Raw genomic sequence first — 25,055 nt, 5'->3', positions numbered from 1 at the left:
GCCGCCCTAAGGGTCTGTCAGCGGCCTTAGGTTACCGAGCCGTTCCCGCCCCGCCGCACCCGACCCGCCTCTACGCGGTCCCGGGGCGACCTGTACGGGGGCGCTCCCGCGGCCGTTCGCCCGCCGTTCCCCGGCGGTGGCCGCTCCCGTTCCCCGTGATTTCCGTTCGCGGTGCCCGCTCGTGTCCTCCGTGTCCCACGAACCCCACGGGCACGGGTGGTCGCATTCGGCCCCGCGCTGGTCCGCCATTCACATAAGAACCCCCGTTAAGGACCTGCGGGCCTGCGGATTTCCCGGAGGGAATCAAGGAATCAAGGAATCCGGGGCGGTCCGTAAATCGATCTTCGGATCGAACTCCCGTCGTTCCCCCGGCCGATCTCCGGAAGATCTTTGCCCGTTGTTCGGGCCGTGTTCCGTCCTGACTTCGCGCCGCTCTTCGGACCGCTCTTCGGGTCGCACTTCGGGCGTGTCCCCGAACCCGGTCTTCGGCCCGGTCTTCCGCCTGCCGTGATCAATTCCCGATTCGGCGCCCGTCCGCCGCGGGGCGCGGGGCCGGGGGAGGGGGCGCGCACGCGCGGAAGGCGACAAATCCGGACGTTCGGCCACGCCTGCGAGGGTTCGGGGTGTTGTAACGTGCGCGTTTCTCCTCGCGCGGACAGCCGCTCCGACCTGCGAATACCGCCCTCCGCTCCCCCTCCGCAGCACGTTCCTGTCGGGATTGTCAAGCCCCGAGATATGCCCTGACCTGCGAAAACGCCATTCAGAACCCGCAGTTTCCGTGTTACCCTGGATAGCCACGGAAGGGGTACCTGTCACATGACGTTCAAGGTTGGCGACACCGTGGTCTATCCCCATCACGGGGCCGCGCTGATCGAGGCTATCGAAACTCGCCAGATCAAAGGCGTGGACAAGACCTACTTGGTGCTGAAGGTCGCCCAGGGTGATCTGACGGTACGTGTGCCAGCGGACAATGCGGAGTTCGTCGGCGTGCGTGATGTGGTCGGTCAGGACGGGCTGGACCGGGTCTTCGAGGTACTGCGCGCGCCGTATGCCGAGGAGCCCACGAACTGGTCGCGTCGTTACAAGGCAAATCTCGAGAAGCTCGCCTCCGGCGATGTCATCAAGGTGGCGGAAGTAGTCCGCGACCTGTGGCGTCGTGAGCGCGAGCGTGGACTCTCCGCCGGCGAGAAGCGCATGCTCGCCAAGGCCCGCCAGATCCTGGTGAGCGAGCTCGCCCTCGCGGAGAACACGAACGAGGACAAGGCCGAGGCGTTGCTCGACGAGGTCCTCGCGTCCTGATGCCCGTCACGCTCTGATCGCTCCCTGATCAGGAGCGACCGAGCGGTTCGGCGCAAAGAAATGCCGCGGTGCCCGATGACGTATTTTCTGTCGCCGGGCGCTGCGGCATGTTCGTACCCGGTACACGTGCGTACCGGTGCGTGTCGATGCCGGCCTGGGCCGCGATGTCGATGTCCGACGGACCTCCGGGTCCCCGGACGTCGGAGCGGTACTCCATGGGGTCAAGAACCCGATACTTGGCGTGCCGGGCCCGGGCAGCTGGCTCGACCGGATGTCACGGAAGGGTCCGGTCAAGGCGTCGCGCCCGGCACGCTGTGGCCATACCCATGTCGGCCGAGCACACAAACCTGACAGGAACCGATGTCTGACGATTCGCGCCCCGCGCCGTCGGGAGCCCGTACGGCGGCCGTGATTCCGGCCGCCGGCCGGGGCGTACGCCTCGGTCCGGGCGCCCCCAAAGCGCTCCGCACACTCAACGGCACCCCCATGCTGATCCACGCGGTGCGGGCCATGGCCGCGTCGCGCGGCGTCCGCCTCGTCGTCGTCGTGGCACCGCCCGACGGAGCCGCCGAGGTCAAGACGCTCCTCGACTCGCACGCCCTGCCCGAGCGCACCGACTTCGTCGTCGTGCCGGGCGGCGACAGCAGGCAGGAGTCCGTGCGGCTCGGCCTCGACGCGCTGCCGCCCGGCATCGACATCGTGCTGGTGCACGACGCGGCCCGCCCGCTCGTGCCCGTCGACACGGTCGACGCCGTGATCGAGGCCGTGCGCGACGGCGCTCCCGCCGTCGTCCCCGCGCTGCCGCTGGCGGACACGGTCAAGCAGGTCGAGCCCGCCGCCGTGCCGGGCGGTCCCGAGCCGGTCGTCGCCACCCCGGAGCGCGCCCGGCTGCGTGCCGTGCAGACCCCCCAGGGCTTCGACCACGCCACCCTCGTGCGCGCGCACGAGACCGTGACGGACAACGTCACCGACGACGCGAGCATGGTCGAGCAGCTCGGCCTGCCGGTGGTCGTCGTGCCCGGCCACGAGGAGGCGTTCAAGGTGACGCGTCCGCTCGACCTGGTGCTCGCCGAGGCGGTCCTGGCCCGCAGGAGGCTCAACGATGGCTTCTGAGGACCGGGGTCCCGTGCCGGTGCTGCCGCAGGTGGGCATCGGGACCGACATCCACGCCTTCGAAGAGGGCCGTGAGCTGTGGTGCGCGGGGCTGAGGTGGGAGGACGAGGGGCCCGGTCTCGCCGGCCACTCCGACGCCGACGTCGTCGCCCACGCCGCCTGCAACGCGCTCTTCTCCGCGGCCGGGCTCGGCGATCTGGGTCAGCACTTCGGGACGGGGCGGCCCGAGTGGGCCGGGGCGTCCGGGGTGACGCTGCTGACCGAGGCCGCCCGCATCGTGCGGGACGCGGGCTTCGTCATCGGCAACGTGGCCGTCCAGGTCGTCGGGCCCCGGCCCAAGATCGGCAAGCGGCGCGCGGAGGCGCAGAAGATCCTCTCCGAGGCGGTCGGGGCTCCCGTGTCCGTCTCCGGGGCGACGACGGACGGGCTCGGGTTCCCGGGCCGGGGCGACGGACTGATGGCGGTGGCCACCGCGCTGGTGGCACGGACGGTCTGAGCCCGGCTCCGCCCGCCCGGGTCGCGTGCGCCCCGGTCCGTCCGGGCTCCGTACGTCCGGGTTGCGCGGGCCTCCGTCCGCACGGACCCGGGGGGCGGGTCGGCCTGCCCGCCGGGCAGAGCGTCCCGCCCCTTCCTGCCCGCCCCGCCCCGGCCCGGTTCCAAGGGCACGGGCGTCGGCCGGGGCGGGCCGGTCCGGATGGAAGTGGAAGGGGAAGGGGAGGGGCGCCGGTCGGGCGGTGGACGGCTCCTCACCCTCCAAGCCGCCGGGGACGGGTGTGGGCGGGTGACGCGTGACGGCCGGGCCCGGCGGGGTGCGCGGGCGCGGAGAACGCGCCCCGTGTCAGCCCCGGACCGCGGATGTCACGAATACGTGCCCCATGCGGCAGAAGGGTCGCGGGGCACTACCCACCGCCCACTACCCTGGAGTGGTGACTATTCGCCTGTACGACACCAGCGCCCGGCAGATCCGTGACTTCACCCCGCTCCAGCCGGGTTGCGTCTCGATCTACCTCTGTGGCGCCACCGTGCAGGCGGCTCCGCACATCGGGCACATCCGGTCCGGGCTGAACTTCGACATCATGCGCCGCTGGTTCGACCACCGCGGCTACGACGTGACGTTCGTCCGGAACGTGACCGACATCGACGACAAGATCATCAGGAAGGCCGCGGAGCAGGACAGGCCCTGGTGGTCGATCGGCTACGAGAACGAGCGGGCCTTCAACGACGGCTACACGGCTCTCGGCTGCCTGCCGCCGACCTACGAGCCCCGCGCGACCGGCCATGTGACCGAGATGGTCGAGATGATGCGCGGGCTCATCGAGCGCGGCCACGCCTACGAGTCGGAGGGCAACGTCTACTTCGACGTGCGCTCGCTGCCGGGGTACCTCTCCCTGTCCAACCAGGACCTCGACGAGCTGCGCCAGCCGTCGGAGGACGGCGAGACCGGCAAGCGGGACCCGCGGGACTTCGCCATGTGGAAGGCCGTCAAGCCGGGCGAGCCGAGCTGGGAGACGCCCTGGGGCCGCGGCCGGCCCGGCTGGCACCTGGAGTGCTCGGCCATGGCGCACAAGTACCTGGGCCCCGCCTTCGACATCCACGGCGGCGGAATCGACCTGATCTTCCCGCACCACGAGAACGAGATCGCCCAGGCCAAGGGCTTCGGCGACGAGTTCGCGCAGTACTGGGTGCACAACTCGTGGGTCACCATGAGCGGCGAGAAGATGTCCAAGTCGCTGGGCAACTCCGTGCTGGTGTCCGAGATGGTCAAGGCGTGGCGGCCGATCGTGCTGCGCTACTACCTGGGCACCCCGCACTACCGCTCCACCATCGAGTACAGCGAAGAGGCGCTGCGCGAGGCCGAATCCGCGTTCGCGCGGATCGAGGGCTTCGTCCAGCGCGTGGTCGAGAAGGCCGGGGGAGTCGTCGAGCCCGCGGCCGAGGTGCCGCCGGCCTTCGCCGAGGCGATGGACGACGACCTGGGCGTCCCGCAGGCGCTCGCGATCGTGCACACGACGGTCCGCCAGGGGAACTCCGCGCTGGCCGCCGACGACAAGGAGGCGGCCGTCGCCCGCCTCGCCGAGGTCCGGGCCATGCTCGCGGTGCTGGGGCTCGACCCGCTCGACCCGCACTGGGCGGGCGAGTCCGACCGCGGCGAGGACCTGCACGGGGTCGTCGACAGCCTCGTGCGCCTGGTGCTCGACCAGCGCGAGGCGGCCCGCGGGCGCAAGGACTGGGGCACCGCCGACGCCATCCGCGACCAGCTCAACCAGTCGGGACTCGTCATCGAGGACGGGGCCCAGGGACCGCGCTGGACCCTCGGTCCGCGCTGACGATTCCTTGATCGATTGTGCCGTCCGGGTCTCCGGGCGGCACACTTCATTGACAGAGCCGTTCGGGAGGCCCGCAGCGCGGGGTTCCCGGGGCATCCGCACGTACTCACACAGACAGGTAGGTCATGGCCGCTAACAACCGCCGCATGTCCGGCAAGAAGGGCGCGCAGGTCGGCAGTGGCGGCCAGCGGCGCCGAGGGCTCGAGGGCAAGGGTCCGACCCCGCCCGCGGAGATGCGCAAGGGGCACAAGAAGAACCGGATCTCCAACGCCCAGGCGAAGCAGGCCGTGCGCCGGCCCACGCCCAAGGGGCGCGGGGGCCGGTCCACGTCCGAGCTGGTCGTCGGCCGCAACCCGGTGGTGGAGGCGCTGCGCGAGGGCGTCCCGGCCTCCATGCTGTACGTCCAGCAGTTCATCGACAACGACGAGCGGGTGCGCGAGGCGCTCCAGCTCGCCGGCCAGCGCGGCGGCATCCACCTCATGGAGGCCCCGCGCCCCGAGCTGGACCGCATGACCAACGGGCTCAACCACCAGGGCCTCGTCCTGCAGGTCCCGCCGTACGAGTACGCGCACCCCGAGGACCTCGCGGCCGCCGCGTACGACGAGGGCGCGGACCCGCTGATCGTCGCGCTCGACGGAGTGACGGACCCCCGCAACCTCGGCGCCGTCGTCCGGTCGGTCTCCGCCTTCGGCGGGCACGGCGTCGTCGTGCCCGAGCGGCGCGCGGCCGGCATGACCGCCGGTGCCTGGAAGACGTCGGCCGGCGCCGCCGCCCGGACGCCCGTCGCCCGCGCCGCCAATCTGACGCGCGCGCTGGAGTCGTACAAGAAGGCGGGTCTCGTCGTGGTGGGCCTCGCGGCCGACGGCGAGGTCGAGGTCGGTGAACTGGAGGCCCTCGGCGGCCCCGTCGTCATCGTCGTCGGCAGCGAGGGCAAGGGCCTGTCCCGACTCGTGGGCGAGACCTGCGACTTCCGGGTGCGGATTCCGATGCCGGGCGGTACGGAGTCGCTGAACGCGGGCGTGGCGGCGGGAGTTGTGCTGTACGAGGCCTCGCGCCGGCGCGTCTGAGGAACTCGGAGGCGCATCGGGGCGCCGGGGGCGGTGCGGACCGCCGCCCCCACCCGCTCCCCGGCCGGGGCTCGTTGATCTTGACGGGGTCCGGACAGATCGGCCCGGTCAAAGCAGTGTCCTAAACACACGTCACTCGGTTAGATGAGTGTGGACACCAGAACACCCCGCACACCCACGGGGGACCGCTCGTCGGCATTCGACGACGTTCCCCCGCTGAGCATGGTGAAGGTGCCGAGCGATCCGGCGCAGGTCATCGTCAATCATGCGAGCTTCCGCGTGCAGCTCAAAACCGCGTCGAGGGCCCAGTCGCCGCGTGCCGCGCGGTACTTGAGCTCGGGCGGCGACACCGCGCGGCCCGCGGCCGGAGCGCCGGCGGGTGCCCGCCGCCGCGCGCCCGTCATCTGGAGCGGGAAGTCCGCCCCCGACGACACGGGCGCCACCCGGCTGCTGCAGGCGGCACGCAGCACGAGCCTGCGGCACGGCGCCGCGGTCCCGGTGGGCGACGGCGGTTCGACCCAGGTCATCCCGCGCGTCGGCGACGGGTCGGGGTTCGACGTCGACGCCACGGTGGAGACACCGAGCGTCCGGCCTGGGCCCTTGCTGCCGCAGATGCGCAGCGCGGGCAGCGCCTACGAGGAGGTCGACGAAACCCCGTACACCGCGGGCGAGTTCGAGGACGACTCGTACGACGACTCCTACGACGACGCGTACCGGGACGACGACGACTCGCTCAGGCGGCACGGCGCCGGGCCCGTGCGGCACGGGTACTACCCCGGACGCCGGATGAACCTCGGCGTCGTCCTGCTCCCGCTGCGGGTCTTCCTCGGCTTCATCTCCATCTACGCCGGCATGGGCAAGCTCTGCGACCCCGTCTACTTCGACGGCGGCGAGCGCGGCTCCATGGTGAAGTGGCTCAACTCGCTGCACCCGTGGGAACTCGCTGAGCCGTTGCGCGAGTTCGCGCTCCAGCACCCGATCGGCGCCGGACTCCTCATCGCCTTCTTCCAGGTGATCGTCGGCGTCCTCACGGTGCTCGGCCTGTGGCAGCGGGTCGCCGCCGTCGTCGGCGCGGCGCTCTCCGCGGCGCTCCTGCTGACCGTCAGCTGGAAGTCCGTGCCGGTCTACGACGCGCCGGACATCATCTACCTCGCCGCCTGGTCGCCGCTCATCATCGCGGGCGCCCCCGTCTACTCCGTCGACGGCCGTCTCGCGGGCGAGGCCTGGCGCACGCTCGGTCCGCGCGCCGAGATCTGGGACCTGCGCAGCCGTGTCCTGCGCCGCGGCGCCGTCGTCGCGACCGTCGTCGTCGGACTCACCCTGCTCATCGGCTCGTTGCTCGGCGGAGCCGTACGCGACGCCGACCGTGTGGTCGTGCCCGGGCCGGGCGAGGCCCCGCGCAACGAACTGCCCGGCTCCCCGCTCCCGCAGGAGCCCGGCGAGCGCCGCGAGAAGCAGAGCCCGTCGGCGTCCGTACCGCCCACCCGCGAGGCCGGTACGGCGAGTCCCTCCGGCGCCGCGACCACTCCGGGCGCGACGCGCGAGACCGCCACGGCGGGCGCCGGGGCAGGACAGCCCAGCCAGACCCAGGGCGCCGCCGGCCAGGCTCCGCCGCAGCAGTCGGCCCCGCCGCAGGCACCCGCCACCAGCGCCGGTCCGTCCTCCTCCGGCGGCACGACCGGCGGTACGGCCCCGGGCGGTCCCGGAGGCGGCGGCAGTCCCTCCGGCGGATCGGGCGGCGGCAGCGGCTCCGGCGGCTCCGGGCTGGTGGGCGGACTCCTCGGCTGATCCGGTCCCTCCCGTACGTCGAAGGGCCCGGCACCCATCAGGTGCCGGGCCCTTCGCTTTCCCGGTGTGCCGGTGTGCCGGTGTCCTGCGGTCCCTTGGTCCTGAGGCCCGTTGCCGGTCGCGGTTGCGGTCGTGCCCGTGGCGGGGTGCCGGGGTTCGGGACCGAGGGGCGTGGGCGGGGGCCTCAGCGGCCGAGTGCCGCCAGTTCCTTCGCCGCCTCCGTGAGGTCCTTCGCGGTGTCGATGGCCCGCCAGTACGCGCCCTGGGGGATGGGATAGCCGGCCAGGCGGCGTTCGCGGGCCAGTCGGGGGAACGTGGAGCGCTCGTGGTCGCCCAGCTCGGGGAGCAGGTCGGCGAACCCGGCGGAGAAGACGTACACGCCCGCGTTGATCTCGTACGCGGTCGGCGGGGACTCGATGAAGTCCGTGATGTGGCCGAAGCCGTCCGTCTCGACGGCGCCCCACGGGATTCGGGGGCGGGCCAGCGCGAGCGTCGCGGTCGCGGCGCGCTCGGTGTGGAAGTCCGCCATCTCACGCAGCGAGAAGCGGGTCCAGATGTCGCCGTTCGTCGCGTACCAGGGGCGGTCGGGGTGGGGCAGGTGCTTGGCGGCGAACTTGAGGCCGCCGCCGCGGCCCAGGGGCTCCGTCTCGACCACGGTCTTCACGGAGACGGGCAGATCGGCGGAGTCCAGCCAGTCCTGGAGGACGTCGGCGAGATGGCCGCACGAGACGACGACGTCGGTGACGCCCTCCTCGGCGAGCCAGGACAGCTGATGGCCGATGATCGGGGTTCCTGTGCCGGGAATCTCGACCATCGGCTTGGGACGGTCGTCGGTGTAGGGACGCAGCCGCGAGCCCTGGCCGCCTGCCAGGACGACGGCTTGTACGGGGCGGGACGCGGCGTTCGGATCGGTCATGAGCGAACTGTACGTGGCGCCCCGCGGCCCTCGGGGTCAGGGAGGCGGGGGCTCCGGGAGCCGCGGACCGGTGGGGGCCGGGTGCCCTCACGGGGCGGAGCCGTACCGGCGACGGCCCGCGCCCGTGACGGGACGGCCCCACCGCGGCGGAGTCCGCGCGACCCCTCAGCTGTGCTGGGCGGCGACGCCCGTGGCGAAGGAGGTGTCGCAGACGGGCCGGGCGAAGGACTGCGCGCGGGACGGACCGTACGCACGGACCGCCGCACGGCCCAGGGCGCGGGCGATGGAGGCGCAGTGCCTCGCGAGCGACGGGCGGCCGTTCACGGCCTCCTGGAGGTGCGTCAGGGCCACCCCCGGGTTCCGCTCCTGGAGTTCGACCAGGAGCTTGTCGCGCAGCACCTCGTGCGGAGCGCGGGACGGGGCGCGCCGGGAGACGTTCTCGGCGGAGGCCGCGAGTGCCGAGGTCGAGGAGGTGTTCCCCGACCAGTCGACTCGGGTCACCGCGAGCGTCCCGGAGAGCACCAGGACGACGGGCAGAACGAGGGCGAGGGTACGGCCGATCCGGCGGGCCGGACCGCGGCCGCGCCGGGTCGGTCGGTCGGCGGGGCCGCGGCGGGGCCGCGTCGAGTGGTTAGTGGAGTGCGTCACGCGAGTGAGGGTAGCGCGGGGTGATGATTTGGCGACATTTAGTAATCAGTTCGGGGGACGGAGAAGGTCCTGTGTCCGAGACCGGTGTTGACGCACACGTATCGAAATGACCGGTCTGCCGGGGTATTTGTCGACAACGAAGAAGGCCCCGCAGTGGCCTGCGGGGCCTTCTTCGTCAACCCGGGTGAATTCTGCGGGTCGTTCGCCGTGCGACCGGATCAGTCGGAGAGGCGCTCGCCGGTCGAGGTCGAGAACACGTGGATCTCGCCCGGACGCGGGACGACGTGCAGCGTGGCGCCCTTGTCGGGGACCGCGCGGCCGCTGACGCGGACGACGAGGTCCTTGAGGTCGTCGCCGACCTGGGCGCTGCCGTAGACGTAGCCGTCGGCGCCGAGCTCCTCCACGACGTTGACGGAGACGGCGAGGCCCGCCGGGGCGTCCTCGGTCTCCTTCGTCAGGGCGGAGGCCGCGGCGCCGTTCTGCTCGACGATGTCGAAGTGCTCGGGACGGACACCGACCGTGACCGTGCGGTCGCCCTTGTCGGAGGCGGCCTTGAGGGCGTCGCGGTTGACCGGGACCACGGAGTTGCCGAACTTCACGCCGCCGTCGGTGATCGGGACCTCGACGAGGTTCATCGCGGGGGAGCCGATGAAGCCGGCGACGAAGAGGTTCTTCGGGCGGTCGTACATGTTGCGCGGGGAGTCGACCTGCTGGAGCAGGCCGTCCTTGAGGACCGCGACGCGGTCGCCCATCGTCATGGCCTCGACCTGGTCGTGGGTGACGTAGACCGTGGTGATGCCGAGGCGGCGCTGGAGCGAGGCGATCTGCGTACGGGTCGACACGCGGAGCTTGGCGTCGAGGTTCGACAGCGGCTCGTCCATGAGGAAGACCTGGGGCTCGCGCACGATCGCGCGGCCCATCGCGACACGCTGGCGCTGGCCGCCGGAGAGGGCCTTCGGCTTGCGGCCGAGGTACTCGGTGAGGTCGAGGATCTTCGCCGCGTCCTCGACCTTCTGGCGGATCTCGGCCTTGTTGACGCCGGCGATCTTGAGCGCGAAGCCCATGTTGTCGGCGACCGTCATGTGCGGGTACAGCGCGTAGTTCTGGAACACCATCGCGATGTCCCGGTCCTTGGGCGGCAGGTGCGTGACGTCGCGGTCACCGATGTGGATCGATCCGCCGTTGACGTCCTCGAGACCCGCGAGCATGCGCAGGGAGGTGGACTTTCCGCAGCCGGAGGGGCCGACGAGGACGAGGAACTCGCCGTCCGCGACGTCGAGCTCGAGCTGGTCGACGGCGGGCTTGTCGCCACCCGGGTAGATGCGGGTCGCCTTGTTGAACGAGACAGTGGCCATGGTGATGGGCCCCCTTCACCGGCAGGAACGTGCCGGACGATCCGTTGTAAAGGTGGTGTGCCATTACGGAACATCCCGCAATGGTGTAGTCCACACGAGTGAACTGCATCAGGACGCTACCCCGCGTTCACGCGTTCTGTCAGTAGTCGGAGGCCGATGAAGTTCGAGGAAATTCTCGACGGGCGTCCACCGGGACGTGGGTAGACTGCACGGGCGTGCCCGCGTGCACGCCCACCGCACGCACGCGTGCGGGCCTCCTTAGCTCAGCTGGTCAGAGCGCCGCTCTTGTAAAGCGAAGGTCGTCGGTTCGAATCCGACAGGGGGCTCCGTGTTCCACCTCTGACGACGCCCCCGCGACCATCGGTCGCGGGGGCGTCGTCGGTGGGGCGTGGCGGCCGTGCCGCTCGGAGCCGGAGCCGCGGGCCGAATCAGGGGCCCGGTCGGCGGCCGGGTCGGTGGCCGGTCAGAGGCCGAGGACTTCTCCGTACTGGACGGCCCCGTGGGGCAGCGCGAAGCCGAACGGGGTCAGCGACTTGCCCTGCGGGTACGTCTCCACGGCGCTGCTCGGCGCGAACCAGACGCCGCCGGACCTGGGCTCTCCCGCGTTCTCGCCGGGCGCGCTCACCGCGGTGTCCCACAGTCCGTCGCGGTTGTGGTCGCCGACGGTCACCTGGGCGCCGAAGCGGTCGCCCGCCTCGGCGGTGCCGGGCATGTTCGGGGTGCTCTGGCTGCGGGCCAGACCGCCGTGGAGGCCGTGCTCCGTGCCGTTCACGGTGACGTAGCCGCCGGCGTCCTTCACGGTGCCCACGTCCTCGCCGGGCACGCCGACCACGAGTTCGGGGCGGCTGTCGCCGTTCAGGTCGCCGGCCGCCAGCGCGGCGCCGAAGTCGTCGCCCTCCTCGGCGGCTCCGCCGATCTCGGGGCTGGACTGCGTGACGCACTCGCTCTCGGCGCCGAAGCCCGCGCTCTTCGAGCCCTTGAGCAGGAGCACCGCACCGCCGAGCCGGTCCTTGCAGTGCGTGGTCTCCGACTCGGGGTTCGGCTGCACGAGGCCGACCGCGAGGTCGTCCGTGCCGTCCAGGTCGAAGTCGGCCGCGGCGAGCGAGCTGCCGCGGTCGGCGTCGGCGTACCACTGGGCCGGCTCGGCCCGGTCGTCCCAGCGCGTGATGAAGGTGCTGGAGTCCTCGATGCCCCGCCAGGTGGCGGCGAGGTCGTCCCGGCCGTCGCCGTCGAAGTCGCCGGTGGCCAGGTCGCGGGTGGCGCCGCCCATGCCGTAGCGGCGCAGGGTGGTGGGGGTCACCGGGTCGGCCGTGAGCGGGCCCGGGCGGAACCTGAGCGCGCCGTGCTCCTCGCCGTTCTCGCCGTACGCGAGGTCGGTGTCGCCGTCGCCGTCGTAGTCGCCCGCGGAGATGGTGCGGCCGATGCTGCTGTACTCGGACGTGCCCCGGGCCACCGTGGTGCCCTTGATGTTCCACGACGTGCCGTCCAGGACGGTGATGGTGCCCTCGTCCTTGAGCTGGTCGGAGGTGAGCGACTCGCCGCTCGCGCCGACGAGGAGTTCGAAGACGCCGTCGCCGTTCACGTCGACGGGCTCCAGGGAGGAGCCGAAGCGGTCGCCCGCCTCGGGTGTGCCGGGTATGCCGGCCTCGGCCTGGCTGATGACGCCGATGGACTGGGACGGGCTCTCCGGGGCGCCGTAGATCACGCTGATGTAGCCCGCCTTGGCCTTGCCGTCCACCGTCGCGTCGGGCATGCCGACCGCGATGTCCGCGTAGCCGTCGCCGTTGAAGTCGAACCGCGCGGTCGTGGCGGCCGCCGCGCTCCCGGCGAGGGGCAGGGTCAGACCGGCGGCGGTGAGCGCCGCGACGGCTGTGGTGGCGGCCAGGTTGCGTAGACGCACAGGGGAACTCCTGGGGTCGGGAGGGTGAAGGGGCGGGGAAGTGCTTCCGGGGCTGTGACCCATGAGGCGCACGAAGGGTTGTGCGAACCCGGAGAACGGCGAACGCGGCCTTCCGCAGGGCGAGTTCGGGCCCGGGGGGTGTGCGGTGGGAGAACCGCGCACGGTCCGGGCCGTTCCCGGACGCCGGCTCCGCCGGCCCCGCCCGCCCGGTGCGTCCCACCGGTCCGCGGCGTCGCGCCCGTGGCCGGCGGAGGAGGGCGGCAGGTACGGCGGCTCGGCACGCGCAGGCGCGGAGACCGGTCAGCGGGCGGGCCGCCGGGGCGCGGCCGGTGGACCGCCGTGTGCGGTGGGCGTGTGGTCCCTACCGGTGCGGCCCGGTGCAGCCGGAGTCGCCGTCGCCCAGTTCGAAGCAGGTGCGCGCGTCGGCGGGCCGTTCCACGCCGATCATGAGCGTGTAGAGGGAGCGGCCGGGGACGGAGACCTGCCGGGACTGCCGGCGGCCGTCGGAGGTCTCGACCCATACGCGGTCCGCCGGGAGCGGGTCGCGTATGCGGCCCCAGACCGCCGCGCACACCGGGCTGTGGCGAAGCTCCACCGTGCGCCCCCGTACGGTGCGCACCGCGTGCGTGGCCGCGTCCGTCCAGCAGGCCGTCTCGCCCTGTTCCGAGTCGTGGTCCGTGCAGGTCTTCCCCCGGCACGGCACCGGGGAGCGCGTGCCGGCGGGCGGCTCGGCGCCCCCGTCGGCGGCCGCCCGCACCCAGGTCGCCACGCCGAACACCGCGGCCATCACGGCGACGGTCGCCACGACGGCCACGGCCACGGCGCGGCGCCCCGGTCCGCGCGCCGGGGCCGCCTGGAGGCCCGGTCCCGCGCACTCGTGGTCGGCGCTCCCGCGCGCCGGCTGCCCGTCGGAGGCATCCTCGTGCCCGGCGCCGGGCTTCGGGCCGGCGACCGCGGGCGTCTGCGTCCCGGGGCGTGGCTCCGGACCCGGTGCCGCCTTTGCCTCCGTCTCCGCTTCTGGCTCCGCCTTCGTGACCCGGGGCGGATCCGCCGGGCGCCGCGCGTCGCGTCCGCTCCAGGCGCCGTCGGCGAGCCGCCACAGGGCGAGCAGCCCGGCGGGGTCGGTCCCGCCCAGCCGGGCGAGGGCCTCCACCGCGCCCCGGGGCGGGAACGCCTTGCCGTTGAGGTAGCGCTCCCATGAGGACTTGCTGTACGCGGTCGAGGCGGCCAGCGCGGCGAAACTCAGCCCGGTGGCGTCCTTGGCCTCCTTCAGCCGCTCCACGAGCCGACGGACCTCGGGGGCCGGGGCCGCGGGGGACGCCCCCGGTGCCGGCCGTGCCTCCGCGGGCGCCACGGGGGGACGGGGCGTCCGCGGAGGCGGGGAAGCGCCACCGCCCCGCTGCCCGCGTCCCGGGCGCGGACGGTCGTGCTCAGCCACTCGGCTCCCTGAGCGCCCGCCAGGTCATGGGGCCGACCATGCCGTCGTCGTCCAGCCCGCGCGAGCGCTGGAAGCGCTGGACGGCCGCCCGGGTCTTCGGCCCGAAGGACGCGTCGATGCCCTCGGGGTCGAAACCGTGCCTCTTGACCAGGCACTGCACCTCGGCGACGGCCTCGACGGTGGTCCCGACGGAGTACGGATCGGTCAGTGTCGTGCTGTGCCCGGCGTACCACAGGCCCTCGCGCACGGTGAAGTGGCAGGGGAAGGCGCGCGCGGAGTACGTCGACACGGGCACGGCCGGCCGCTCCGCCGTGCCGCGCGGCTCCGGCGACTGCTCCCACGGCTGGGCCATCGCGAGCACCCCCGCCATGACCAGCAGCACGACGGCGGTCGTCGCCGACGCCACGGCCGCTGTGCCCCGCCGTATCCGCCGCACCGGCCGGCCGGAGGCGGGCGGCTCCGCCGGGTACCGCGCCGACCCGTCCGCCGACCCGTCCGCCACCCCGTCCGCCGACCCGGCCGGTGGCTCACCGGAGTCGCCGGCCTCCGCGGGTCCCGGCGAGTGCTCCACCCGCGGCGCCTCGGCCGTGCGCGACGCCTCCCCCGTGCCGGGGGCGTCCGTCGCGTCCGTCGTGTGCGGGGCGTCCACCGTGTGCGGGGCGGCGTCCGCCGCGCGCGGGGTCCCCGAAGCGGCCGGTGTGCCCGTGCTCCCCGTCGTGTCGGGCGCGTCCGCGGACGCGGCGACCTCCCACAGTGCGGTCAGTTCCGTCCGGTCGCCGCCACAGGCGTCCGCCAGGGCCTCAAGCGCCCAAAGCGGCGGCAGGGCGCGGCCGTTGAGGCAGCGCTCCCATGAGGACCTGCTGTACCCGGTCCTGTTCGCCAAAGCGCTCAGGCTCAGCCCGCTGTGGTCCTTCGCCTGACGCATCTGCACCACAAGCCGCCTGGCCGGCAGGGCCAGCGACTCGGGCAGCGGCCTCCAACGCGGCATGCCCCATCCCCTCGCACGCACCGCACCCTGCGGTTCGAGCAGGGTCAGCGTACGGAAAACCCGCCACTCGTTCACGTGTTCTTCATCTCCGGGCGCCGGGGCCGCGGTCCGCCGGGGCGTCCCCCGTCCCGCTGCCGCGTCGTCCGGTGCGGCATCGCCGCAGCTCAGCGGGGCGCGCGTCCCGGGATGTCCCAACTGAGCGGCAGGGCTGGCCCCTTGAGGGGAGGACGGACCAGCATCGCTGTCGTTCGAACCGGTGACCGGGTCCGCCCGTGTCCGGAGCCGAACACCGATCACGGTCGGTTCCACGACAACTCCGTTCCCACGTAAGGAACTCGATGTCCTTCTCCGCAACCCGCAGGTACGCCGCGCTCCTGCTCGCCTCCGCCGCGCTCGTGGGCGGCACGGCGACCGGGGCGGTCGCCGCAGGCACGGGCGCCGACGCGCTCGCCGCCTACCCGTGCGACGTCACCATGAGTTCGAGCGGCCGCCTCTCCGCCGGCTACTACAACGGCACCACCGTCGAGCCCTCCTCCTCGCAGGTGACCGCCGCGGGCAAGGAGGCCCAGTGCCTCCTCAAGTACCAGGGCTACAACCCCGGCACCGTCGACGGCATCTTCGGCTCCAACTCCAAGTCGGCGGCCAGGCTCTTCCAGAGCACCGTCAACGGCGCGTGCCGGGTCAACCTGGCGGTCGACGGCAGGATCGGCGAGCAGAGCTGGCCGTACCTGCGCCGCCTGTACTGCTGATCCGTACGGTGTGCGGCTCCCCGGAACGGGGCCGGGGAGCCGCCGCCCCGGCCCGCCGGGGCCGAGGAGCGGGGCCGCCCGGCCGAACGCGGCCGGGTCCCGGCGCCGTCCGCGTCCGCTCAGGCCCGGGTCATCCGCCGGCCCGGGCCCCGCGCGCGGGCAGGCCCGCGGCCCGGGCGATCACCTCGGCCGTGCGCAGGCCCTCGCGGTGGGCGCTTCCCGTGCGGGCGGGGCGGCAGCGGCCCAGTTCCGGGGCGTACTCGGCCATGACCGCGCCCGAGTGGCCCGTGGCCAGCTCCGTGAGGGGCGCGGGCCGGCCGCAGGCGGCCAGTACGGACCGGAACTCCAGTGCGTTGGCGAAGTCGCACACCCTGTCCGCCGTGCCGTGCACCAGGTGGACGGGCAGCGGCGGGGCGTCGGCGCAGACGGCCATCGGCGAGGGCAGGCCGAGCAGGGGTTCGGGCTGGTTGTAGCGGGCGGCGATGCCGACCACGGCCGCCGGGCGCCAGCCCTCCGGGGGGTCGGCGCGCAGCGCGGTCGCCATCGCGGCCCGGCCGCCCAGGGACCAGCCGACGAGCACGATCTCCGCCGGGTCCCGTACGAAGTCCCAGGTGAAGCGGAGGGACGCGGCGAGGTGGGGCCGGCCGCCGTCGGGGGCCTCCGGGTGCCAGTCGGGGACGACGACGGTGGCGCCCAGGCGGGCGACGGACGCGGCCAGGGCGCCGAGGACGTCCCGCTCCGCGGGGCCGCGGCCGTGCCACAGGAGGACGGTCGGGGCGTCGGCCGAGGCGGCGCGATGGATGTCGAGGAGCTGGCCGTCGGATGAGTAGCGGACGGTGTCCATGACTGCGGTGCTCATGACGTTCCCCTGTCTCAGCGGCCCGCGACCCGGTCGGCGACGCGCGCGATCCGGGACGACTGTGCGGCATGGGTGGTGGCTTCGCGGCGGTCGGCGGCTCGATACGTCGCGTACATGCCGTGTACCCCGAGCCAGCGCAGCGGCTCGGGTTCCCACTTGCGGACCTTGTGGTCGACCCAGGGCAGGGCGGTGAGGTCGGTCGCGCCCGACTGCCCGGAGTCCCGCTGGACCAGGTCCCTGAGGGTGCGGGCGGCGAGGTTGGCCGTGGCGACGCCGGACCCGACGTAGCCGCCCGCCCAGCCGAGGCCGGTCGAGCGGTCCAGGGCGACCGTGGCGCACCAGTCGCGGGGGACGCCGAGGACGCCGGACCACGCGTGGGCCACGCCGACCCCGGCGAGCTGGGGGAAGCGGCGGAGCAGGACCTCGCGCAGCGCCCCGACGGTCGCGGCCTGCGTCCGCCCGTCGTCGTCCGTGCGCGAACCGAAGCGGTACGGCCTGCCGCGGCCGCCGAGCGCGATGCGGCCGTCGGCGGTGCGCTGGGCGTACATGTAGGCGTGGGCCATGTCGCCGAGGGTCTCGCGGCCCTCCCAGCCGACGGACTCCCACTGCTCGGCGGTCAGCGGCTCGGTCGCGATCATCGAGGAGTTCATGGGGAGCCAGGTGCGCCGCTGTCCCTTCAGCGAGGCCGTGAAGCCCTCCGTGCAGCGCAGCACGTAGGGGGCGCGGACCGTGCCGTACGGGGTGACCGCGTGCTTGGGCCTGATCCCGGTCACGGGTGTCGACTCGTGGACGGTGACGCCGAGTGCCTCGACGGCCGCCGCCAGGCCCGTGACCAGCTTCGCGGGATGCAGCCGCGCGCCGTGCGGGGTCCAGCTGGAGCCGACGGCGTCCGCGACCCGGACCCGCTCGGCGGTCTCGCGGGCGCCGTGGAACTCGCGGTCCTTCTCGCCGTACGAGAGCTCCGTTTCGTGGAAGGCCCGCAGACGGGCCAACTGGGCCGGGGTGCAGGCGACTTCCAGGACACCACCCTGGTGCACGTCCGCGTCGATGCCCTCCTCGGCGGCGACCCGCACCACCTCGGCGACCGTGTCGTTCATGGCGCCCTGGAGGCGTACGGCGGCCTCGTGGCCGTGCAGGCGCGCGTACCGGTCGCGGCCCGCGATGCCGTTGTAGAGCCACCCGCCGTTGCGGCCGGAGGCCCCGTAGCCGCAGAACTTCCGCTCCAGGACCGTGATCCGCAGGAAGGGTGCGGCCTTCTTCAGGTAGTACGCGGTCCACAGGCCGGTGTAGCCGCCGCCGACGATCACGACATCGGCGCTCGCGTCCCCGGGGAGCGGTTCGCGGGGCGCGGGCAGGCCCTCTCGCGCGTACCAGAACGAGATGCCGCCGTTGACGACCGCGCCGGGTGCGGGGGCGCTCCCGGCTCCCGGCGCCGGGCCGAGGGCCGGGGCCGTCGGCGCGGGCGCGGGGGCCGGGACCGCCGTTCCGGTCGGGCCGGCCGTGTGCGGCGCGTCGGTCGTGCGGGGCGCGTCACTGGCGTCTCCCGCGTTCTCCGTGCTGCTCATGCGCGGGACGTTAGCTTCTCCGCAGTGCGGGTGTCTCCTTCGGATTCCGTGCTCTTCACCGCACTTGGACAGGCGGGCGACCCATGGGAGTGAGGGCGGATGGTCCGGTACGCACGGTTGCTGGAGCGCTCGGAGGTGTTCCTGGAGCGCTGGGGACTGCGGCGGGAGGGGCCGCCGATGAGCGGGCGCGTCTCGGTGGTGCTGCCCGTGGTCCGCGCGGACGGGACCCGGGCCGCGCTGAAACTCCAGGACGTCGACGAGGAGACGGCCGGCGAGGGGCTCGCCCTGCGGACCTGGGCCGGCGACGGGGTCGTACGGCTGCTGGACGAGGACGCGGCGAGCGGCACGCTGCTGCTGGAACGGCTGGACGAGCGAAGGCCGTTGGCCGGTGAGGACGACGTGATGCGGGCGACCGCCGTCGTCGCGGGACTGCTGGCGCGGATCACGGCCGTGCCGGCGCCGCGGGGGCTGCGGCGGCTGGGCGACATCGTCGCGCGGATGGCCGAGAGGCTGCCGTCGGCGCTCGCGGCCCTGGCCGACGACGAGGAGCGACACCTGCTGGCGGACTGCGCGGCGGCCCTGCGGGAGGTCGCGGGCGAGCCCGGCGACCGGCTGCTGCACTGGGACCTGCACTTCGGGAACGTCCTCGCCTCCGACCGGGAGCCGTGGCTCGTCATCGACCCGAAGCCGCTGGCGGGCGATCCGGGCTTCGAGCTGCTGCCCGCGCTGTGGGACCGGTTCGGGGAGGGGCGTCCGGAACGGCGCTTCGACCTGATGACGGAGGTGCTGGACCTGGACCGGGAGCGGGCGCGCGCCTGGACCCTGGGCCGGGTGCTGCAGAACGCGCTGTGGCACGTCGAGGAGGGGTGGGCGCCGGACGCCGCGCAACTCGCCCTCGCGCGGCTGCTGCTGCGGCGCTGAACGGGCCGTACGCAGGCCGGGCGCGCGGCGGCGGGCGGTGCCGGGTCGCGCGCCGGCGCCGGGCGCGCTGTCGTAGCCTGCCCGCATGATTCGTACGGCGACTCCCGCTGATGTGCCCGTGATCCACTCCATGGTCCGTGAACTGGCCGAGTACGAGAAGGCGCTGGAGGAGGCGCGGGCCACCGAGGAGCAGCTCGGCGAGGCGCTGTTCGGGGACCGGCCCGCGGCCTACGCGCACATCGCGGAGTCGGCGGAGGGCGAGCCCGTCGGGTTCGCGCTGTGGTTCCTGAACTTCTCCACATGGCGCGGGGTGCACGGGATCCACCTCGAGGACCTGTACGTGCGGCCGCAGGCGCGGGGCGGCGGGCACGGGAAGGCGCTGCTGGCCGAGTTGGCGGCGATCTGCGTGGAGCGCGGGTACGAGCGCCTGGAGTGGTCCGTGCTCGACTGGAACGAGCCGTCGATCGACTTCTACCGCGCGCTGGGCGCCCGGCCGCAGGACGAGTGGACGGTGTACCGGCTCACCGACGGGGCTCTGCGCGACCTCGGGACGCGGTAGGACGCGGAACGCGCGCCGGGCCCCGGCACGGCGGTCCGCGCCCGGGCCCGCCCGGGTGTGGTCGGGCCGGGCCGCGTGCGGGTCAGGGCTCCAGGACGACCTTGCCGGTGGTGAGCCGGGACTCCAGGGCGCGGTGCGCGTCGGCGGCGGCGGAGAGCGGGAAGCGCTGGACCGCCGGCACGAGACGTCCCGCGGCGGCCTCGGCGAGGGACCGCAGTTCCAGGGTGCGCACCGGGTCGGGGCCGCCCGCCCTGCTCATCATCACCGGACCCAGCACCTGCTGCGAGACACCCTCGACGAGGTACGGGGAACCGTCGTGCAGCCCCTCTCCCGACCAGCCGTGGACCAGGTGCCTGCCACCGGCGGGGTCGAGCAGGCGCACGGCCTCGCGGGCCGCGGCGCCGCCCACGCCGTCGAAGACGACGGTGGCACGCCGGCCGCCGAGGAAGGCCCCGACCCGGTCCGACCAGCCGGGGGCCGTGTAGTCGACCGCGAGATCGGCGCCGTTCGCGCCGACCCGGGCCGTCTTGTCCGGGCCGCCCGCGAGGCCGATCACGGTGGCGCCGGCGTTCTTCGCGTACTGGACGAGCAGTGTGCCGATGCCGCCCGCCGCGGCGAGGACGACGGCCACCGAGTCCTTGTCCAGGTCCGCGAACTGGAGGATTCCCAACGCCGTGCGGCCCGTGCCGATCATCGCGACGGCCTGCGCGAAGTCCAGGTTCGCGGGGATGTCGTGCAGCCGCCCGACCTCCGTCACGGCGAGTTCCGCGTACCCGCCGGGCCGGAAGCCCAGGTGGGCGACTACGCGCCTGCCGAGCCACGTCCGGGCGACCCCCTCGCCGAGCGACTCGACCGTGCCGGCCACCTCGCGGCCCGGCACGGTGGGCAGTTCCGGCAGCTCCGGCAGCGGACCCCTGTGCCCCGCCCGGATCGCGGTGTCGAGGACGTGCACGCCCGCCGCGGCGACGGCCACGCGGACCTGCCCGGGTGCGGGTACCGGGTCGTCGGTCCGCTCGTACGAGAGGTTCCCGGCCGGGCCGAAGGCGTGGAGACGGATGGCGTGCATGGCACTCCTCGGAGGTGGTGCGCCCGGGTGACGCGCGGGCGGTGTCCCACCAGCCTCCGACCTCAAGCGCGCTTGAGGTCAAGGGCCGTCCTGCCGCCGCCCAGCGCCAGGGAGACCGCCTCCAGCGCGCTGTTGAACGACACCTCGGAGAGCACGCCCGGGGCCGCCACCTGGTCGCCCGCGAGGTACACGCCGCCACCGCGGTCCACCCGCGGGCGGTCGCGCCAGCTCGTGCCCGGCGGGTCGACGGCGCCGGTACGGCCGTTCGCGAGCGCCTCGCGGCGGTACGTCACGCGCTCGCGCCAGCCCGGGAAGCCCAGGTCGAGCAGTTCCTCGGCGCGGGCGACGCCGTCCGCGCGGGGCTCGTGGGGAGCGATCGGGAACTGGCCCTGGAGGAGCTGTTCGCCGTCCGGGGCGAGGGTGCGGTCCTGGGCGGTGAACCGCTCCAGCCAGCCCGGCGCGTCCAGGTCGGACACGGCGAACGCGTCCCCGCGGCGGGTGCGCACGGCCAGGTCGAGCAGGGCCGTGCGCCCGCTCGTCCAGGTCAGCGTGTCGTCCTTCAGGAGCACGCGGGCCGCGTCGAGGGAGGTGGCCACCACGACGGGTCCGCGGTCGTCGGGGAGCCTGTCCACGCGCGCCAGGGTCTCCACCCGCACGCCCAGGTTCCAGGCGCGGGCGGCCATCCGGTCGATGACGGCGGCCCAGCCGCCGCGCGGGTAGTGCGCCTCGGGCGGCAGCCTCGTGGCGCGGCGCAGGCGTTCCTGCACGAACGCGGCAGAGAGGGCGCCCGGGTCGTGGTGGAACAGGGCGACGGCCGAGTAGTTGGCCGCCGCGTTCGCGCCCTCCTCGCCCGCGATGCCGGTCGCCCAGGTCCTGAAGTCCTGGTCCACGGGCGCCCGCCGGGCGGTACGGCGCAGCAGGCCGAGCATCGCGAGGGGCGGGGTGCGGCGCAGGACCCCGTGGTGGCGCAGGCGCAGCCGGGCGGCCTCCAGCGGCGGGAGCGGGGCGAGCTCGCCGAGCAGGCCGCGCCGCTTCAGCCAGGTCCAGTGCGGACCGCCCCGGTAGAGGGCGTGCGGGCCCTCGTTCGTCCGGTACGGGCCCTCGGCGGTGCGCGCGCGGCCGCCGAGGGTGTGGTGGGCCTCGTGGACGGTGACCTCGGCGCCCGCCTCGGCGGCGGCGATCGCCGCGGTGAGTCCGGCGAAGCCGCCGCCGACGACGGTGATGCGGTGCATGGGTGCGGGTCTCCCTCGGTCGGGGGTGCGGTCACCCCCTGAGACTCCTCGGGGCACGCGGAACGTGACATCGGCGGAGTTCCCGCCGGAGCCCGCCGCCCTCCGGAGCCTGCCGCCCTTCGGAGCCTGCCGCCCTCCGGAGCCTGCCGCCCGCCGGAGCCTGTCGCCCTCCGGGCCCGCCGCAGCACGGCGCGGCGCGGTGGCCGCGGCGGGCCTGTCGGTGGCGGGGTGCAGGATGGGGGCATGGCGAGCAGAGCGGCGCGTACGAAGGCGGGTTCGGGCATCGGGAGGGCGCGGCGGCCGGAGCTGAGGCTGCCGCCGCCGGTGCCGTTCGAGGGCGGGGAGTTGGAGCCGGACGGGGACTACGACGGGCTGCTCTTCGCCGACGTGGACTTCGCGGGTCAGGACGGCGGGGGCGCGCGGTTCATGGACTGCGTCCTGACGGGGTGCGCGCTGGACGAGACGCGGCTGCACCACGCCCGGCTGCTGGACTCCGTGCTCACCGGGCTCCGCGGCGTGGGGACGGACCTCGGTTCGGCGACCCTGCGGGACGTGGAGGTGGTCGACGCGCGGCTCGGCGGCATCCAGCTCCACGGGGCCGTACTGGAGCGGGTGGTCGTGCGCGGCGGGAAGATCGACTTCCTGAACCTGCGCGAGGCCCGGCTCAAGGACGTGGTCTTCGAGGGGTGCGTGCTGGTCGAGCCGGACTTCGGGGGCGCCCGGCTGGAGCGCGTGGAGTTCGTGGACTGCGTGCTGAAGGGGGCCGACTTCCACGGGGTGTCGCTGACGGACGTGGATCTTCGGCGGGCGGCCCAGCTGGACTTCGCGCGCGGGGTCGGCGGGCTGGCGGGGGCCGTGATCAGCCCGGCCCAACTCCTGGACCTGGCGGGGGCGTTCGCCGCGGAGGCGGGGGTGAGGGTGGTGGGCCTGGACGGGTGACGGGTGACGGGTTCCGGTTCCGCACGGGTGCCGTGCGATGCCGGCGGTGTCCCGTCGGGTCCTGGGCGGGTGCCTGTGCCCTGAGATGCCCGGGTCCGGTGGGCGGACGGGGGGCCGGTGGCGGATCTGGGCCGGAGGTGCTGACCTGGGCCGGAAGGGTCGACCGGGCTCGGCCGGCTGACCCGGGCCGGTGGGTGGACCGCGCCGGGCCGGTGGAAGTGGGCCGGAGGAGGCGCCCGGCCGGGGCCGTGGCGGCGGGTCCGATCCGTGTGAGCCTGCCGCCTGCCGCCTGCCGCCTGCGACGGCGTGCCGGGGTCGTGCCGGTGCCGGTGCCGGTGCCGGGTCAGGGGATGCGGGGGAAGCGGGCCTCCAGCGTCCAGATCGCCGGGTTCTCGCGGATGCCCTCGTGCATGTCGGTCAGATCGGCCAGCAGGTCGTGCAGGAAGTCCCGTGCCTCGCGCCGGAGTTCGGTGTGGGAGAAGGTGAGCGGGGGCTCGTCGCGGTGCATCCAGTCCGCCTCGATGTCGACCCAGCCGAAGCGCCGCTCGAAGAGCATCCGGTCGGTGGACTCGGTGAAGTCCAGTTCGGCGTGCTGCGGACGGGAGGCGCGGCTGCCGCGCGGGTCCTGGTCGAGCTGCTCGACGATGTCGCACAGCGCCCACGCGAAGTCGAGCACCGGCACCCATCCCCAGGCTGTGGACACCTCCCGGTCCGCCTTGGTGTCGGCGAGGTACACGTCCCCGCAGAACAGGTCGTGCCGCAGTGTGCGGACGTCCGCCCGGCGGTAGTCGGTCTGCGGGGGGTCCGGGAAGCGGGCGGAGAGGGCGTAGCCGATGTCGAGCACGTGGGTGATGGTGTCACGTCGCCATAGGATCACCGTCGTGCCCCGTTCCGTGCCGCTTGTCCCGGTTGCCCTCCTTCTCGCGCTCTCCCTCGTCGCGTGCGGCGGTGGCGGCGGGGGCGACGGAGGCGACGGGGGCGACGACGTGCGCGGGAGGGCGGGTGCGCCCGGTGTGGGCGACCCGTACTTCCCCGGAGCGGGCAACGGCGGCTACGACGTGCGCCACTACGGCCTGACCCTCGACTACACCCCCCGGACGCACCGGCTCGCGGGCAGCGCGCGGATCGACGCCCGGGCGACGCACGACCTCGGCGCCTTCAACCTCGACCTCAAGGGGATGAAGGTCGAGTCGGTGGAGGTGGCGGGGCGGCCCGCCCGCTTCCAGCGGAAGGGCCAGGAGCTGACGGTCCGCCCCCGGGACGGCATCCGCGAGGGCGCCGCCTTCACGACGGTGGTCCGCTACTCCGGCGCGCCGGTGACGATCACCGACCCCGACGGTTCCGAGGAGGGCTGGCTCCGGACGGAGGACGGCGCCCTCGCGCTCGGCGAGCCCGTCGGGTCGATGGCGTGGTTCCCCGGCAACCACCACCCGAGCGACAAGGCGACCTACGACATCACGGTCACCGTGCCCGAGGGCCTGAAAGCCGTGTCCAACGGCGAGTTGCGCAGCGAGACGACGAAGCGGGGGCGTACGAGGTTCGCCTGGCACGTCGGCCGGCCGATGGCGCCCTATGTGGCGACGGTGGCGGTCGGCAGATTCGAGACACGCCGTTCGAAGACCCCGGACGGGCTTCCGGTGTACGTGGCGGTGGACCCGGAGGAGGCCGCTGCGAGCAAGGCGGTGCTCGCCCGCATCCCCCAGGTCATGAAGTGGGCGGAACGCTCCTTCGGCCCGTACCCCTTCTCGTCGACGGGTGCCGTGGTCGACCGCGAGGAGGACGCGGGATACGCGCTGGAGACCCAGACCCGGCCCGTCTTCCCCGGCGCCCCGAGCCTGGGCCTGCTCGTCCACGAGCTGGCCCACCAGTGGTACGGCGACTCCGTCACGCCCGAGTCGTGGCGGGACATGTGGCTCAACGAGGGCTTCGCGACGTACGCCGAGTGGCTCTGGCAGGAGGAGCACGGCGGTTACAGCGCCCAGCAGATCTTCGAACTGATCCACGCGGGCGACTGGTTCGACAGCCGGGCGGAGAGCGACGCCGTGTGGGCGTTCCCGCCCGGCAGGCCCCCGAGCCCCGGGCAGATCTCCGACCCCCCGGTCTACGAGGGGGGCGCGATGGTCCTCCACAAGATCCGCCAGAAGGTCGGCGACGGCAGGTTCCGGTCCCTCCTCAAGGGCTGGGCCGCCGCCCACCGGTACGGCAACGCCGACACGGCCGACTTCACGGCGTACGTGGAGAAACTGGCGCCGGACGAGGACTTCTCGGAGATCTGGCGGGACTGGCTGTACGGCAAAGGCAGGCCGGACAGCCCCTGACGGCGGGC

At 73.8% G+C, this 25,055-nt stretch carries 22 protein-coding genes and 1 tRNA gene; 12 read left to right on the top strand and 11 right to left on the bottom strand.

Going from position 1 to position 25,055, the window contains the following annotated elements:
- Nucleotides 1–816 precede the first annotated feature (816 nt).
- The 6 genes from IE265_RS06330 to IE265_RS06305 all read left to right on the top strand — a co-directional run bounded on the left by IE265_RS06330 (nt 817) and on the right by IE265_RS06305 (nt 7,594).
- Nucleotides 817–1,299, top strand: coding sequence for a CarD family transcriptional regulator (locus tag IE265_RS06330; RefSeq protein ID WP_003953493.1), 483 nt, complete (start codon nt 817–819; stop codon nt 1,297–1,299).
- Between the two features lie 360 nt (nt 1,300–1,659).
- The gene (gene ispD, locus IE265_RS06325; protein WP_190034351.1) at nt 1,660–2,412 is read left to right on the top strand and encodes a 2-C-methyl-D-erythritol 4-phosphate cytidylyltransferase; all 753 of its coding nucleotides are present in this window, start codon (nt 1,660–1,662) and stop codon (nt 2,410–2,412) included.
- Complete coding sequence (ispF, locus tag IE265_RS06320) at nt 2,402–2,908, top strand: 2-C-methyl-D-erythritol 2,4-cyclodiphosphate synthase (protein WP_190034350.1); 507 nt, start codon at nt 2,402–2,404, stop codon at nt 2,906–2,908. The genes ispD and ispF overlap by 11 nt, the downstream gene beginning before the upstream one ends.
- 430 nt (nt 2,909–3,338) lie before the next feature.
- Nucleotides 3,339–4,739 carry a cysteine--tRNA ligase gene (gene cysS / locus IE265_RS06315; protein ID WP_190034349.1) on the top strand — a complete coding sequence of 467 codons (1,401 nt, stop codon included), beginning with the start codon at nt 3,339–3,341 and terminating at the stop codon, nt 4,737–4,739.
- A 125-nt stretch (nt 4,740–4,864) separates the two neighbouring features.
- Nucleotides 4,865–5,806 (top strand): 23S rRNA (guanosine(2251)-2'-O)-methyltransferase RlmB, encoded by a 942-nt coding sequence (gene rlmB, locus IE265_RS06310; RefSeq protein WP_190034348.1) that lies wholly within the window; start codon nt 4,865–4,867, stop codon nt 5,804–5,806.
- Nucleotides 5,807–5,956: 150 nt separating this feature from the next.
- Nucleotides 5,957–7,594, top strand: coding sequence for a DoxX family protein (locus IE265_RS06305; RefSeq protein WP_190034469.1), 1,638 nt, complete (start codon nt 5,957–5,959; stop codon nt 7,592–7,594).
- A 184-nt stretch (nt 7,595–7,778) separates the two neighbouring features.
- On the opposite strand, the gene IE265_RS06300 is transcribed toward IE265_RS06305, so the two are convergent.
- From IE265_RS06300 to IE265_RS06290, 3 genes are all read right to left on the bottom strand, one after another.
- Entirely contained in the window at nt 7,779–8,510 is a 732-nt protein-coding gene (locus IE265_RS06300) for a nucleotidyltransferase family protein (protein ID WP_190034347.1), read from the bottom strand.
- Between the two features lie 165 nt (nt 8,511–8,675).
- Nucleotides 8,676–9,158, bottom strand: coding sequence for a hypothetical protein (locus IE265_RS06295; RefSeq protein WP_190034346.1), 483 nt, complete (start codon nt 9,156–9,158; stop codon nt 8,676–8,678).
- A 218-nt stretch (nt 9,159–9,376) separates the two neighbouring features.
- Nucleotides 9,377–10,513 carry an ABC transporter ATP-binding protein gene (locus tag IE265_RS06290; protein ID WP_190034345.1) on the bottom strand — a complete coding sequence of 379 codons (1,137 nt, stop codon included), beginning with the start codon at nt 10,511–10,513 and terminating at the stop codon, nt 9,377–9,379.
- Nucleotides 10,514–10,765: 252 nt separating this feature from the next.
- On the opposite strand from IE265_RS06290, the gene IE265_RS06285 reads away from it, so the two are divergent.
- A tRNA-Thr gene (locus tag IE265_RS06285) sits at nt 10,766–10,839 on the top strand.
- A gap of 137 nt (nt 10,840–10,976) precedes the next feature.
- Here IE265_RS06285 and IE265_RS06280 read toward each other — a convergent pair.
- From IE265_RS06280 to IE265_RS38940, 3 genes are all read right to left on the bottom strand, one after another.
- A complete protein-coding gene (locus IE265_RS06280) occupies nt 10,977–12,413 on the bottom strand; it encodes an FG-GAP repeat protein (protein WP_190034344.1) in 1,437 nt (478 codons plus the stop codon).
- Nucleotides 12,414–12,774: 361 nt separating this feature from the next.
- A complete protein-coding gene (locus IE265_RS06275) occupies nt 12,775–13,695 on the bottom strand; it encodes a helix-turn-helix domain-containing protein (RefSeq protein WP_190034343.1) in 921 nt (306 codons plus the stop codon).
- A 148-nt stretch (nt 13,696–13,843) separates the two neighbouring features.
- Complete coding sequence (locus IE265_RS38940) at nt 13,844–14,839, bottom strand: helix-turn-helix domain-containing protein (protein ID WP_190034342.1); 996 nt, start codon at nt 14,837–14,839, stop codon at nt 13,844–13,846.
- Between the two features lie 338 nt (nt 14,840–15,177).
- Here IE265_RS38940 and IE265_RS06265 point away from each other — a divergent pair, with 338 nt between their 5' ends.
- A complete protein-coding gene (locus tag IE265_RS06265; protein ID WP_190034341.1) occupies nt 15,178–15,588 on the top strand; it encodes a peptidoglycan-binding domain-containing protein in 411 nt (136 codons plus the stop codon).
- A gap of 130 nt (nt 15,589–15,718) precedes the next feature.
- Here the strand turns inward: IE265_RS06265 and IE265_RS06260 are convergent, their stop codons facing one another.
- Together IE265_RS06260 and IE265_RS06255 are read right to left on the bottom strand one after the other, a co-directional pair.
- Nucleotides 15,719–16,447, bottom strand: a complete 729-nt coding sequence (locus IE265_RS06260; protein WP_190034340.1) for an alpha/beta hydrolase — start codon at nt 16,445–16,447, stop codon at nt 15,719–15,721.
- 14 nt (nt 16,448–16,461) lie between these two features.
- Entirely contained in the window at nt 16,462–18,012 is a 1,551-nt protein-coding gene (locus IE265_RS06255) for an NAD(P)/FAD-dependent oxidoreductase (protein WP_190034339.1), read from the bottom strand.
- Between the two features lie 99 nt (nt 18,013–18,111).
- Between IE265_RS06255 and IE265_RS06250 the strand changes: the two genes are divergently transcribed.
- Nucleotides 18,112–18,933: an aminoglycoside phosphotransferase family protein gene (locus IE265_RS06250; protein WP_190034338.1), complete on the top strand. Its 822-nt coding sequence runs from the start codon at nt 18,112–18,114 to the stop codon at nt 18,931–18,933.
- 85 nt (nt 18,934–19,018) lie between these two features.
- Nucleotides 19,019–19,492: a GNAT family N-acetyltransferase gene (locus IE265_RS06245; protein ID WP_190034337.1), complete on the top strand. Its 474-nt coding sequence runs from the start codon at nt 19,019–19,021 to the stop codon at nt 19,490–19,492.
- Between the two features lie 82 nt (nt 19,493–19,574).
- Here IE265_RS06245 and IE265_RS06240 read toward each other — a convergent pair whose 3' ends face one another.
- Both IE265_RS06240 and IE265_RS06235 read right to left on the bottom strand, forming a co-directional pair.
- Nucleotides 19,575–20,558 (bottom strand): zinc-binding dehydrogenase, encoded by a 984-nt coding sequence (locus IE265_RS06240; RefSeq protein ID WP_190034336.1) that lies wholly within the window; start codon nt 20,556–20,558, stop codon nt 19,575–19,577.
- A gap of 62 nt (nt 20,559–20,620) precedes the next feature.
- A complete protein-coding gene (locus IE265_RS06235; RefSeq protein WP_190034335.1) occupies nt 20,621–21,790 on the bottom strand; it encodes an FAD-dependent oxidoreductase in 1,170 nt (389 codons plus the stop codon).
- A gap of 243 nt (nt 21,791–22,033) precedes the next feature.
- On the opposite strand from IE265_RS06235, the gene IE265_RS06230 reads away from it, so the two are divergent.
- Entirely contained in the window at nt 22,034–22,729 is a 696-nt protein-coding gene (locus tag IE265_RS06230) for a pentapeptide repeat-containing protein (protein ID WP_190034334.1), read from the top strand.
- Between the two features lie 343 nt (nt 22,730–23,072).
- On the opposite strand, the gene IE265_RS06225 is transcribed toward IE265_RS06230, so the two are convergent.
- Entirely contained in the window at nt 23,073–23,573 is a 501-nt protein-coding gene (locus IE265_RS06225; RefSeq protein WP_190034333.1) for a hypothetical protein, read from the bottom strand.
- 37 nt (nt 23,574–23,610) lie between these two features.
- Between IE265_RS06225 and IE265_RS06220 the strand changes: the two genes are divergently transcribed.
- Nucleotides 23,611–25,047 (top strand): M1 family metallopeptidase, encoded by a 1,437-nt coding sequence (locus tag IE265_RS06220; protein WP_229916058.1) that lies wholly within the window; start codon nt 23,611–23,613, stop codon nt 25,045–25,047.
- Nucleotides 25,048–25,055: the final 8 nt, after the last annotated feature.

This window comes from Streptomyces fructofermentans (assembly GCF_014651055.1).
Classification (GTDB): Bacteria; Actinomycetota; Actinomycetes; order Streptomycetales; family Streptomycetaceae; genus Streptomyces; species Streptomyces fructofermentans.
This window is presented reverse-complemented; position numbering and strand designations above follow the sequence as displayed.

Excerpts from the sequence above, each read along its gene's own strand:
- IE265_RS06240 (WP_190034336.1), bottom strand. The coding sequence starts at position 20,558 with ATGCACGCCATCCGTCTCCACGCCTTCGGCCCGGCCGGGAACCTCTCG.
- IE265_RS06330 (WP_003953493.1), top strand. The coding sequence starts at position 817 with ATGACGTTCAAGGTTGGCGACACCGTGGTCTATCCCCATCACGGGGCC.
- IE265_RS06250 (WP_190034338.1), top strand. The coding sequence starts at position 18,112 with ATGGTCCGGTACGCACGGTTGCTGGAGCGCTCGGAGGTGTTCCTGGAG.
- ispD (WP_190034351.1), top strand. The coding sequence starts at position 1,660 with ATGTCTGACGATTCGCGCCCCGCGCCGTCGGGAGCCCGTACGGCGGCC.
- IE265_RS06260 (WP_190034340.1), bottom strand. The coding sequence starts at position 16,447 with ATGAGCACCGCAGTCATGGACACCGTCCGCTACTCATCCGACGGCCAG.
- IE265_RS06300 (WP_190034347.1), bottom strand. The coding sequence starts at position 8,510 with ATGACCGATCCGAACGCCGCGTCCCGCCCCGTACAAGCCGTCGTCCTG.
- IE265_RS06290 (WP_190034345.1), bottom strand. The coding sequence starts at position 10,513 with ATGGCCACTGTCTCGTTCAACAAGGCGACCCGCATCTACCCGGGTGGC.
- IE265_RS06245 (WP_190034337.1), top strand. The coding sequence starts at position 19,019 with ATGATTCGTACGGCGACTCCCGCTGATGTGCCCGTGATCCACTCCATG.
- IE265_RS06230 (WP_190034334.1), top strand. The coding sequence starts at position 22,034 with ATGGCGAGCAGAGCGGCGCGTACGAAGGCGGGTTCGGGCATCGGGAGG.
- ispF (WP_190034350.1), top strand. The coding sequence starts at position 2,402 with ATGGCTTCTGAGGACCGGGGTCCCGTGCCGGTGCTGCCGCAGGTGGGC.
- IE265_RS06265 (WP_190034341.1), top strand. The coding sequence starts at position 15,178 with ATGTCCTTCTCCGCAACCCGCAGGTACGCCGCGCTCCTGCTCGCCTCC.
- IE265_RS06235 (WP_190034335.1), bottom strand. The coding sequence starts at position 21,790 with ATGCACCGCATCACCGTCGTCGGCGGCGGCTTCGCCGGACTCACCGCG.
- rlmB (WP_190034348.1), top strand. The coding sequence starts at position 4,865 with ATGGCCGCTAACAACCGCCGCATGTCCGGCAAGAAGGGCGCGCAGGTC.
- IE265_RS06255 (WP_190034339.1), bottom strand. The coding sequence starts at position 18,012 with ATGAGCAGCACGGAGAACGCGGGAGACGCCAGTGACGCGCCCCGCACG.
- IE265_RS38940 (WP_190034342.1), bottom strand. The coding sequence starts at position 14,839 with ATGCCGCGTTGGAGGCCGCTGCCCGAGTCGCTGGCCCTGCCGGCCAGG.